At 58.0% G+C, this 12012-nt stretch carries 10 protein-coding genes; 1 reads left to right on the top strand and 9 read right to left on the bottom strand.

From position 1 onward, the window contains the following. Positions 1–824 precede the first annotated feature (824 nt). From B5525_RS20020 to B5525_RS20010, 3 genes are all read right to left on the bottom strand, one after another. On the bottom strand, positions 825–2036 hold the full coding sequence (locus tag B5525_RS20020) for a CaiB/BaiF CoA transferase family protein (protein ID WP_172899934.1): 1212 nt from the start codon (positions 2034–2036) through the stop codon (positions 825–827). A gap of 166 nt (positions 2037–2202) precedes the next feature. Then, on the bottom strand, positions 2203–3414 hold the full coding sequence (acdA, locus tag B5525_RS20015) for a 3-sulfinopropanoyl-CoA desulfinase (protein WP_079567537.1): 1212 nt from the start codon (positions 3412–3414) through the stop codon (positions 2203–2205). A 198-nt stretch (positions 3415–3612) separates the two neighbouring features. Continuing rightward, positions 3613–4890: a 4-aminobutyrate--2-oxoglutarate transaminase gene (locus tag B5525_RS20010; RefSeq protein WP_079573584.1), complete on the bottom strand. Its 1278-nt coding sequence runs from the start codon at positions 4888–4890 to the stop codon at positions 3613–3615. Positions 4891–5062: 172 nt separating this feature from the next. Here B5525_RS20010 and B5525_RS44110 point away from each other — a divergent pair, with 172 nt between their 5' ends. Next, a complete protein-coding gene (locus tag B5525_RS44110; RefSeq protein WP_172899933.1) occupies positions 5063–5992 on the top strand; it encodes a LysR family transcriptional regulator in 930 nt (309 codons plus the stop codon). On the opposite strand, the gene B5525_RS19995 is transcribed toward B5525_RS44110, so the two are convergent. From B5525_RS19995 to B5525_RS19970, 6 genes are all read right to left on the bottom strand, one after another. Beyond that, entirely contained in the window at positions 5979–6746 is a 768-nt protein-coding gene (locus B5525_RS19995; protein ID WP_154073328.1) for an ABC transporter permease, read from the bottom strand. The genes B5525_RS44110 and B5525_RS19995 overlap by 14 nt on opposite strands. Continuing rightward, positions 6746–7921, bottom strand: a complete 1176-nt coding sequence (locus tag B5525_RS19990; protein WP_079567535.1) for an ABC transporter permease — start codon at positions 7919–7921, stop codon at positions 6746–6748. The genes B5525_RS19995 and B5525_RS19990 overlap by 1 nt, the downstream gene beginning before the upstream one ends. After that, the gene (locus B5525_RS19985; RefSeq protein ID WP_079567534.1) at positions 7918–8991 is read right to left on the bottom strand and encodes an ABC transporter ATP-binding protein; all 1074 of its coding nucleotides are present in this window, start codon (positions 8989–8991) and stop codon (positions 7918–7920) included. Before B5525_RS19985 ends, B5525_RS19990 begins: the two co-directional genes overlap by 4 nt. A 76-nt stretch (positions 8992–9067) precedes the next feature. Further along, entirely contained in the window at positions 9068–10114 is a 1047-nt protein-coding gene (locus B5525_RS19980; RefSeq protein ID WP_079567533.1) for an ABC transporter substrate-binding protein, read from the bottom strand. Positions 10115–10236: 122 nt separating this feature from the next. Then, positions 10237–11313: an MBL fold metallo-hydrolase gene (locus B5525_RS19975; protein WP_079567532.1), complete on the bottom strand. Its 1077-nt coding sequence runs from the start codon at positions 11311–11313 to the stop codon at positions 10237–10239. 256 nt (positions 11314–11569) lie between these two features. Continuing rightward, positions 11570–11761, bottom strand: coding sequence for a helix-turn-helix domain-containing protein (locus tag B5525_RS19970; RefSeq protein WP_244567965.1), 192 nt, complete (start codon positions 11759–11761; stop codon positions 11570–11572). Positions 11762–12012: the final 251 nt, after the last annotated feature.

Below are 12012 nucleotides of genomic sequence, written 5' to 3'. Positions count from 1 at the left end.
CGCCTAATTCAACCACCGATTTCGGATTCTTGGTTTAGCTTCTCTACCCTTTGATGCTCAAATTCATGAATTGCATACCATCGCTCGCGAACAAGGAACGGTCGTCATCCCAAAACCTCTTTGCGAGCGCCATCATCGGATACTGCTATCGATATCTCGCAGCATGCTTCTCGCTCCGTCCGTAAGGGCGCCGCGGTTGTAATTGGCGTCCCAAATGTAAATGACCCCGAGAGCGACTAGAATGGCCAGGTGCAGTAAACGTTCACTCTCAATTGGTCAGTATTATCCTGGACTGTACCGAAGCGTGCACTGCTAGATGCTCCAGCATCGGACTGCCCGTTCCTAGAGATGTTCAATCATAGTGATATGCGTAGACGAATTCCTGCGCGCCCCGCTCAATCTCATCGGCCAATGCGTTAACCCGACTCGAAATTTCGAAGTCGGATATTTCTTCTGCCAAGCGCCGGATTCTCACAACTTCAGCCCGCACCCCGTCAATGCCTTAATTTCTTCGGCCATGCCATCACGATTGTCGTACTAGCGGGAGCCTAAAACCGCATGCTTACACCGACCTTACGTAGGTACATCCGTCGTTCTTACCAGAGCAGCGACGAGGGGTACCGGCATGTGAGGGACGTCGAAAGCGTTGCGTAGCCTGATGACTTGCAAGGTGCGAAAGTCCGAGAACCCCCTTCATTGGAGGCTCTTTTTCGTTGGCCTACCGCTCGGGACAGCCGCGCCGCGCGACAAGGTCTTTCGTGTAAACGATCCCGTGTTCAGCTGTGGGCCCCACAGCCGACGACAGGTCAGCCGCCGGTCGCGCCTTATTGCGCTGCCGGATTGCCGACTGCGGCGATCATCCCGTCCGAGTAGCCCAGCAGTTCCGATAGGACCTGATGCGTATGCTCGCCCAGCATGGGCGCAGCCGTGTTGTGTTCGGCGCCACCCGAAACGACAGGAAGCGTCTGAGGCATCCTGACCTTGCCCAGAATGGGATCATCGACATCCGTCAGATCCCTCACCGCTAGATGTGGATCCTTCGACATGTCGCCGATCGATTGAATGGGACCAACGCCCAAGCCCGCCGCCTCGATAGACGCGAGAGCTTCCGACCTGGGTCTGGTCTTAATCCATTCAGAAACCCACGCCTCGATTTCGTCCCGATGCGCAGTTCGGCCAGGGAGCGTCTCAAACCTTGGGTCGGCAGTCCATTGCGGACGGCCAACCAGCCTTGCACATCTCGCGAACTGCTCGTCGTTCTGCACCGACAAGCAAATCCATTTCTCGTCGGCGGTCATGAAGTGGCCGGTCGGCGCGCCGCCAAGGCTGTGGTTTCCGTCTCGCTGCCACTCCGTCCCGGTTGCTTCGTAGTAGGCGATCAGAGGCGCGATCATTCTGAAAGCGACGTCGTAGAGCGCAACGTCAACAGCAGGGATCGACACAACCCCGGATTTCCGCTGAAGCAGCGCGAGGACGGCACCGAAGGCGCCCAGCAGTCCGGTCATGAAATCACAAACGGGAATTGCGCCCCCCGCCCGCATCGGTGGTCCACCCCGATCGCCGGTCAGGTTGCTGAGGCCGCAAAACCCCTGTGCAACAGGATCGTAACCTCCGCGTGACGCATTCGGGCCGCTACGGCCGAACGCCGATACGTGGACGATGACCAGGTTTGGATTGAGCGTCCGCAGCGTGGCGTCGTCCAATCCGCGCTGATCAAGAACACCCGGCCGCATGCTGTCGATCAAGACGTCGCTAAGCCCGATCAACGCTTTTAGCGCAGAAGACCCGCCGTCCCTCGTGATGTCCAGCACAACCGACTTCTTGTTGCGGCTGTTCACTTGCCAAAACGCGCTTGTGCCATCGACGAGCGGACCGAACTGGCGGAGTACATCGCCCCTGCCGGGCCGTTCAACCTTGATGACTTCTGCGCCGTTGTCGGCGAGAAGTGTCCCTACAAATGGACCAGCGATCAGTTCGCCGAGCTCAATCACGCGCATACCCGCGAGGGGCTTCTTTAACGTCCCAGTCGGATCCACCCGCAATCTCCGTCGACAGACCAAGCAACCGATCAAACCTAGATGGACTGACTGAAAAGCCGCTCGGTATGCGTGGGGCATACCGAGCAGTTGCGGAGAGAGGACCGGACTCCGCGGACCAGCTGGAGAGGACAGCTGAGCTTAAGGCCTTAACCTCAGAGCGATCTCACTCTGCGGCTTTGCGTGCAGCGTTTTTGACAGCGACATACCCGTCGCGGGTCTGCGGAAGCTTCATGTCGAGGATACGTGATGCCACGAGCGTCCGAAGCACTTGGGCCGTACCCCCGGCGATCGTGAACATCCGGGCATCGCGCACGGCGCGTTCCATCGGAACATTCCGCGAGTAGCCGCGCGAACCGTAGATTTGAAGCGCCTGGTTCGTGACATTGTTCGCCGTTTCGGAGGCGATGATTTTCGCCTGCGCGGCTAGCAGCGGGTCGGGGAATGGGTTCGCGCTGAGCGCCGCTTGGTGCAGAGAAAGGCGGGCTGCATTGAGGCTCACCGACATATCTGCCAACATCCATTGCAGACCTTGGAATTCAGCGATCGGTCGGCCGAACTGCTCACGCTCCTTGGCGAAGCTCAAGGCTTTCTCGAAGGCTCCCTGCGCAATCCCCAGCGCAACCGTACCCGCGCCGACACGCTGACTATTGTAGGCGTTGATGAGATCGGCGAAACCGCGCTGCAGGCCACGCGGCGGAAGAACCAGCATCTCTTCCTTGACCTCCAGGTCCTGGAAGATGATTTCGGTCTCAGGAATGCCACGAAGGCCCATCGCTGGCTCGCGCTTGCCGACTATCAGACCAGGCTCGCCAGCGAGAGCGATGAAACCGCCGATACCCTGCTCCACTCCCCCTTCGTCGAATGCGCGAGCAAAAATCAGGTGAAGCTTGGATACTCCACCTCCCGTGATCCAGTGCTTCTTGCCGTTAATGACATAGACGGAGCCGCGTTTGTCGGCACGTGTCGTCATTTCCGTGGCGGCCGAGCCGGCACCCGGCTCGGTTATGCAGATCGCTGGTTTATCGCCGGTCAACACTAGGTCTGCGGCTAACCGCTTCTGTTTATCGGTACCATACTGCATGACGGCCGAGATGGCGCCCATATTGGCCTCGACCGTGATGCGACCGGTCGCGCCGCATACGCGGGCCATCTCTTCAATGATCAGGGCTGCCTCAAAGAAGCTTCCTCCGCGTCCCCCGTATTGCTTGGGGATCGTATAACCCATGAAGCCAGCCGAGGTGAGCACGGCGACGTTGTTGAACGGATATGATTCAGTACGATCGACCTCAGCCGCCCTTGAGGCGAACTCCGATTCCGCCAGTTCCCGAGCGGCACGCTGCAGCTTCAGTTGATCGGGCGAGAGCCTCATGTCCATTGCGCGTTCCTCGATTGGCTACGAATTTTCCGACAGGAATTCCATTTGATGTCGATCAGGAGCAAACGAATATTTTTCGGGCTTAACTTCAACGCTATTGAAGTTGCTGCCTTGAACTCTCTCTTGAGAGCGCTCCAACATGATGCGATCGGTTGAGTTGCGTCGTTGCGGCCTAGCACGGTTTCGCGCTTGCTCTCATCAACCCGGGATCACCTTGCGGATAGAGCGTTCGAGCAGGTCCAAACCCTCTGTCAGCACGCCATCCTGGATCGTAAGGGGCGCAAGGAAGCGGATGACATTGCCGTAGCCGCCGCACGTCAGGACGAGCAGTCCGTTGACGAACGCCTCGTTCTTGACCGCAGCGGCAAGGTCGGGGCTGGGCAGTCCTGTCTTGCGATCGTTGAATTCGATAGCATTCATGAAGCCCGGGCCGCGGACATCCACGATGTCCGGTGTCTCCGACCTGATGGCTTCCAGACGTTGCTTAAGACGGTTTCCCAAGCGAAGTGCCCGGTCGCATAGTTGCTCTTCTTCGATCACATCAAGAACTGCATTTGCAGCCGCGATGCCGATCGGACTCCCGCCATACGTGCCGCCGATGCTTCCCGGATCGGGTGCATCCATCAAGTCAGCACGACCGGTTACCGCGGCGAGCGGAAAGCCCCCTGCGAGGCCTTTTGCCATGGCTGTCAGGTCGGCGACCCCGCCGTGATATTCCATGGCGAACATCTTCCCGGTTCTCGCGAAACCGGTTTGGACTTCATCAGCAATGAGGATGATCCCATACTCATCGCAAATTCTGCGGAGCTCCCTGATGAAGCGCGCAGGTGCCTCGTAGAAGCCCCCCTCCCCCTGCACAGGCTCGACGAGAATGGCAGCAACCCAGTTCGGGTCAATGTCGGATTTGAACAGCAGATCGAGACTTTGCAGCGTTTGCTCCATTGAGATTCCGTGAAGTGGACAAGGAAACATCGCGTGGAAGACGTCGCCGGGCATCGCTCCGAAGCCCGCTTTGTAGCGGGATATCTTCCCCGTGAGCGCCATTCCCATGAATGTCCGGCCGTGAAACGCATTGGTGAAGGCCACCACTGCCGATCTGCCTGTCGCCCGACGCGCGATTTTTATTGAGTTCTCGATGGCCTCAGCGCCGGTCGTGACGAACATCGTCTTTTTCAGGAAATCGCCCGGCACAATCCGGTTCAAGCGTTCCGCCAGCGTGACCGAGTGCTCATAGGGCACGACGTGCTGACACGTATGCGTGAAGCAATCCAACTGCGCTTTGACAGCTTCAATCACCCTGGGATGTCGGTGTCCCGTGTTGACAACAGCGATACCTGCCGCGAAGTCGATGAATCGACGTCCTTCGACATCCCAGAGCTCTGCGTTCTCGGCCTTCTTCGCGTAGAGCTGCGGGTTGGTGGCAATGCCTCGGGAAATTGCCTTCGCTTGCCGCGCAGCGATTTCGCGATTATCCATCGGCCGCCTCACCTTGCTGTCGAGAGCCGTCATACCGGCATGCGTGGACCGAGCCGCGGCCATTGGTTGGGATCCACACGGCACGCTTGCGCTTCAGTCGACAAAAGCTAACAAATTGGAGGTTGCAGGCAACTTAGTTTATGTTGCCATTAAAGTCAGAGGATTTGAGTTTATGAATATCCGGGCCCTGCAGACGCTGGTCGCGATCCGAAAAAATGGGTCTTTCATCGAGACCGCTAACCGTCTCAACATGACATCATCAGCAGTGAGCATGCAGATGAAGATGTTGGAGCAAGAACTGGGGGTCTCCCTCTTCGACCGATCCTTTCGGCCGCCGCTCCTGACCCCGATCGGCAAGGTCGTCGCCGATAAGGCACAGGTCGCACTGCAAGCTCACAACGATATTCTGAACACATGTAAATCAACGGATGCTCTAGCGGGGGAATTCCGCATCGGCTTCATCCCTACAGCGAGCGTAAGGCTCATGCCGGAGTTTCTGTCGAAAGCGAAGTCAGAACATCCCCTGGCACGATTCCACATCGAAACAGGACTATCGGAGCCGCTCGCGCAAATGGTGTCTTCGGGACGGTTGGACGCCGCAGTCATTACGGAAACCGACGACCTGCCGGGCAACCTCCAGGCGATAAGCCTGGCAGAGGAAGAGCTCGTTTTCTGTCTACCCGCGACATGCGCGCGTTGGAGCATCGATCGCTGCATGTCCGAGCTGACCTTCATCCACTTCATGCCTGTGTCCGGCATCGGCCGCTTGATCGCACAATACTTGGGAGGGTCGAACCCACGGCCTGCCAAAACCTTGATCCTGGACAGCGTCGAGGTTGTCGCCGAATGCGTCAAGAAAGGGATTGGCTTCGCCATCCTGCCCGCCCCGGACATTCGCCGCCTGTGCGACGACCACGAGATTACCCAGCGTTCGCTTGTGCCGACGCCGGTGAAGAGAGCCCTTGTCCTGACCACAATTACCGGAGGCAGAATGCGCCCCTACCTCGAGCCGCTGACGAGGCTTCTAACGCAAAAACCTGGTGCAAAGTCCGCACCGAGGAATGCGTCAGGGACGCGAACTCGAAGATCTAGCCGCGTATAGTCCTGCGCACGGCGCTCAATCCGAGGATCAACACAACCGTGCCTATGATGATCACGAACGCAGCCGCCGCGATGGATGGACTGATATTTTCTCGGATCGTCGAGAACATCTGTCGCGCCAGAGTACGCTGATTTGGGCCGGCAACGAACAAAGTCAGCACGACCTCGTCCAACGACGTCGCGAACGCGAGCACCGCGCCCGACAATATGCCCGGCAAGGCAAGAGGCAGGGTGATCCTTCGCAATACGACCGATGGTGAGGCCCCCAAACTTGCCGCGGCCCGTTCTGCGTGCCCGTCAATACCTTCCAATGATGCGGAGACGCTAACGAGGACAAACGGTACCGCCACGACGGTATGCGCGACGATGACCCCGAGATAGCTGCTTGCGAGCCCAACCTTCGCGAACACGATCTGCATTCCGACACCCAGAACCACTGCGGGTACGATCATCGGGAGCAAAAATGCAGCTCGTAGGAATCCGCGATAGACAGGCCGCGTCCTCAAACCCAGTGCGGCCAGCGTGCCGAGGCTCGTTGCAACGATACACGTGCCGGCGCCAATAATGAGGCTGTTTATGATCGACCTACGCCAGGCGTCGGAGGTGGCCAGCTCATTGAACCAGCGCAGAGACGAAGATGGGATTGGATAGTTGAGGAAAACGCTTGATGTGAAAGCCAGCGGCAGAATGACGACCAGCGGGGCAACGAGGAATGCGGCGATCGCAAGGGCTGTTAGGCGGCTAGCAGACATCATCAGACCGCCGGTGCTGCTGGATCGTCCGAGAGACGGCTGTAAATGACGTATAAAATCAACGTCACAGCTAGAAGGATAATACCGAGAGCTGAGGCCATTCCCCAGTTCGCCGAGCCCATCGCGTAGAAGGCGATCACCGAACTGATCATCTGGTCGTTCGGCCCGCCGATGAGCGCCGGGGTGATGTAATAGCCGATCGCCGCCATGAAGACGAGCAGAGTGCCGGAGGTTATTCCGCGTAGGCTCAGCGGAAGGAGTACGCGACGGAACGCGACGGTGGGCCTGGCGCCAAGCGAGGCCGCGGCGAACATCAGATTGGGCGGCATCGTCACGAGCACGCTGTAGATCGGAAGCACCATGAACGGCAGAAGCACGTGCGTCATCGCAATCACCACCCCGACCCGGTTGAACATGAGAGGAAGTGGGCTGCTGATCACGCCCAGGCGGATGAGGAATTCGTTGATGAGCCCGCGGTCTTGAAGCAAAACATACCAAGCGGCGGTCCGAACCAGTAAGGACGTCCACAAGGGCAGAAGCACGGCGCCGAAGAGCAGTTGCTTGAACCATCCGCTTGCGCTTGCCAGCACCATTGCGTACGGCAGCCCTATCAATATGCAGGCCAGCGTCACCAGTCCCGCGATCAGTATTGTGCGGATCATGATGGCGCGGTTGGCAGACTCGCCGCCAGCGACCGATACGATCGAACCGTCCCGGCCACGCACCAGGTCCAGCGCTCCGAGGAGATTCCTGTCCGAGTAAGGAGCGAGAGCGTTGTGGACGGTCTTCCAGTATTCAACCTTTCCCCATCGGACATCGACAGCCGTAAGATCCACTTCCCCTTCTTGATTGCGGATCGCTGCTGCGGTCCTTCCCATCAAGGTGCGGAAACCGGGCTGCTCAGCGTTGAGGCGCCTGATCAGGTCTCCAAGACGTTGATCGTCGAGGGCCCGCAAATCCCTGACAAAACTCGATCGCAGGTTCGCGCCGGGGACCTCCTCGGCCTGCCAGTCAGCGGAGGCTTTCTTGGTCAACGGTAGTGCGCTGGAGACCGCCTGGTCGGAAACGGACTCGTATAAAATCGTGGCAAGAGGCCAGACGAAGAAGATTCCCAGGAAAATCGTCAAAGGCGCGATCAGCGCAAAGGCGCGAAAATGACGGCTGTGAAACCAGCTCATTTCAATATCAGCCAGCAGTCGGATGGCGCGAACGAAGCGACTGCCAATGCATTTTCCACGGCTTCGTAATCGTTGGGCGCACCCTTTGCGATCAAGCGCATGCCGCCAATTTCAAGCTCATAGCGGAGATGATCACCCTGATAGACCACGTCGGCAATACGACAAGAAACCTGGTTCGCCGCACCCGTCGGCAGCGTCCGACTGCCGAGCTTTATTCGCTCCGGCCGAAGCGAGACCAAGACGGTCTGGTCGGCCCCGACGGCGGGGATACAATCCACAACGATTGATATGCCGCCCGCTAGTTGAACGCTAGCCTTACCTTCGCTACGGCTTTTGACGATGCCACGCAGCATATTCGTTTCGCCTATGAAGTCGGCGACGAACGTCGTCTGCGGAAATTCGTAGATCTCTCGCGGAGGCGCTATCTGCTCGATCGAGCCGCGATTGAACACGGCAATACGGTCCGACATCGTCAAAGCTTCAGATTGATCGTGCGTCACGAAAACGATCGTGAGTCCCAGTCTGCGGTGGAGGGCCCGGATATCCAGTTGCATCTGCTCGCGGAGTTGTTTGTCCAGAGCGCCCAGCGGTTCGTCCATCAAGACGACGCCGGGCTCAAACACCAATGCGCGCGCGAGCGCGACACGCTGTTGCTGACCTCCTGACAGTTGGTTTGGCTTCCTATCCGCCATGGCCGAGAGTTGGACCATGTCGAGCGCACGGCGGACTCGCGCAGAAATTTCAGACTTGCTCAACGACCGCATGTCGAGTGGAAAGGCGACGTTGGATGCCACGGTCATGTGCGGGAATAAGGCGTAGTTTTGAAACACGACGCCGAGGCCGCGTTTGTAGGGCGGAAGATGATCGATCCTCTCACCATCGAGAAGGATGGAGCCAGTTGTGACCGGCTCGAATCCGGCCAACATCATCAGCAACGTCGTTTTGCCTGACCCTGATGGGCCAAGCAGGCTGACGAATTCACCAGCTTGGATGCGGAGGCTTAGGTCGTTTACTACGCGGGTGCTGCCGAACGATTTGCTGACGCTGTCAAAGCGGATCTTTTCAGTCATCGCTTCCTTGGAGGGTTGAGATCACGCGCCGGCACCGCATCCTCCTCGCTTGACTGATAGGTTTGTGATGGTCGCGTCATTTGGAGAGCCAGGCGTTGAACCTAGCGGTCAGCGATTCCGAATTATCTATCCAGAACTCGACGTTCAGCGGAATAGATCCTTTGAGGTTTTCAGGAGCGGTCGGGGTATCGGCCTGCAACTCGGCGGGTACCTGCTCCATCGCGGCGGGCCGTGGGAGGCCGTAAGCCACGAAGCGTGGGAGCTTTGCAAGGTTATCGGGCTGGCTTGCGAATGCGATAAACTTCTCGCCGAGGGTACGGTTCTCGGCTCCTTTGAGGATGACCCAGCTGTCTACCGCGTAGATGCTTCCTGGCCATACCACTTTGAACTTTCGCCCTTCGGTCCTGTTAATCCCTGTGATGCGTCCGTTGTAAGCAGCCGTCATGACAACCTCGCCCGACGCAAGAAGTTGGAGTGGTTGAGCGCCCGACTCCCACCAGATGAGGTTCGGCCGCAGCTTGTCAAGCTTTGCAAACGCGCGAGCAACCCCTTCAGGCGTCGAAAGAACTTCGTATACCTTTTCCGGTGCGACACCGTCGGCCATCAGCGCGAATTCGAGTGTGTACTTTGGGCCTTTGCGTAAAGCGCGCTTACCCGGAAACTTGGCGACATCCCAGAAATCTGCCCATGATTGCGGTCCTTGAGGCAATTTTGCGCCGTCATAGGCGATCGCAGTCGACCAGACGAACGCGCCGACACCACAATCACTCACGGCCGATTTGATGAAATCGGTCTTGGGCCCTATCGATGTCCAGTCGATTTTTTCGAACAGCCCATCGTCGCAACCCAAAGCGAGTTCGTCAGCCTCGACCTGGACCACGTCCCAATTGGGGCTTCCTGCCTTGACCTTGGCTTGCAGGACACCAATGCCGCCATCCCACGACTCTTCAAGCACAGCTTTGCCAATCGACTTTGAAAACGCTTGAAAGTAGATTTGCCGCTGCGCATCTTGGGTGTTGCCGCCCCATGCGACCACGGTGAGGTCGCGAGCTGATGCGGCCGACGCAGCCAGCAGCCAGCCGCAAAACGCGAGCAGGTGAATTCTCGTAGCTGTCGTCGACATAGCAATCGTTCTCCCGAAGATGTGGGACCAAACTGGATTGTGTGGCAGCGGACGTCGCGCCAATGCCTCGAGATAGACAGTATGCGCACTCCCGTCCTCGGACGGAAGTGCGCATTTGAGCGTTATTTTGCCGAAGCCTTGTACTTAACCAAGGTGTCTTGGCTCGACTTGAGAGCGTCTTCCCAACCATCCGGGATGTCGATGATCGGGAACGCGACGTTGCCCTCGAAGTATAGCGCCAGGAACTCGCCGTCTGCGAGCTTCAGGTCGTCAAGCCATTTGCGGGTGAGCTTAAACTGCGATTTACCCGTCAGCATCTTGTGCTTTTGCGAGACGAACCATTTGTCGGGCGTAAGCACAGTGTAGGATGGGTTGACGATTCCCTTGATGAAATAGTGCGAGGGAATGATCACCTTCGGCTTTAACTGCTTGACAACGTCGGGAACCTGGCCCGGCGTGACGATGTGGCCCGAATCGTCGAGGGGAAGGATGACAACGTCGACCGGATGGGTCTTGAAGAACTCCTTGTTCGCCGGGGTTAGGTCATACTTGTTGTCGCCCCAGTGAACGATATGGATCGGGTCTTTCTTGCCGATCTCCATGTAGTAGACGACGTTGTCGTCTTCCATCGGTCCGTCCTTGGCGCAGGTTGGATCGTGAATCCATTCGACCGCGGTTTTACTCCACGGCCAAGTGCCGTCACTGCCGCATGCGTGCGCATCGGAAAGACCGGTGATTTTGAAATCAGCCATCTGCCACTGGCCGATCATCCGATCCAAGACGGTTGCGGCGTCGAACTGGTAAAGACCGTCATGATCGAAATGGGCGTGCGTTGATGCCGCGAAATCGACCATCGAATGCTTGGGGTCGATCAGAAGGCGCGGGAACTTGTGCTCCATCCAGGTGACCTTGTCCCACCCGGTCGTGCCACCAGACTTCTCGTCGTAAAGTCCGGGCTGGGCATCTCTCCACGGGTCAAACATGCCGCGCAGGCCGCACGGGCTGGTGATGATGAAAGCCATGAAACCGTAATAGTCGAGCGTGACTTCACCACTTTCGGGGCATTGCTTGGTGGCCAGCTCCTTCATATGGTCGGAGTTGCTCTTTTGCAAATAAGCCGTCTGTCCGACAGCTTCTTGATTGATGGCTAAACTGGCGATGACCGCCGCAGCCAATAGACCGATCTGACGTTTGACCATGCTCTCTCTCCGTCACCCCAAAGGACCAGCCCTTCAGTGATGGGAGCAAAGCGTAACGAGTGTACTAATTTCACAAAAGCGAGTTATATGAAGAAACAATGTCAATTCGTTTGAAATTGCGGAGCATCCCACAGTCGGGGCGAAGCGCGCTCCCCCACCTTGTTCGGCCATAAAGCGCGACCTCGCGCGGGGCGAAAGAACCCCCGCTATCTGCGCCGCGTCCTGCGGCGCCCGCGCGGGGGCTTCGTTGCGTCCATCAGGCAGCAACCAGCGTGAATCTGATGCGCCCTCGTTCGCCTGTTTTGCGCCGCATCACGGTTTCGATGTCCTGGTTGAACGCGGTGAGCATTTTCGACAGCTGCTCGGTCGAGTAGTCACCAAAGCCGCCGCCGTGGAGAAGCCGCGACAGGTTGGGTTGCGAAACACCGACAATTCTCGCCGCCTTCACCTGCGTCAGCCCACGTTCCTTGATGAGCCTGCGCAGCTCGATCAGGCGGACACATTGCCGCTGCCCTCATAGGCTTCAATTTTGCGCTTCGCCATGGCTTGCGCCCTCCTTTCTCTGTGCGCTCCTTATGGTGCTGTTCGGCATCACGCAGGCGTGATTGCCCTTCAATCACGTCGATTGGGCCTCTTGCTAGGATTGTCCGATGTACTCCTGACGGCAGACTTGCCGCGATACGGCTAGCGTTTGCTAAG

This window comes from Bradyrhizobium erythrophlei (genome assembly GCF_900129505.1).
GTDB lineage: Bacteria > Pseudomonadota > Alphaproteobacteria > Rhizobiales > Xanthobacteraceae > Bradyrhizobium > Bradyrhizobium erythrophlei_D.
Note: the sequence above shows the minus strand (reverse complement) of the source record. Positions and strands in the feature narration are given on the sequence as shown.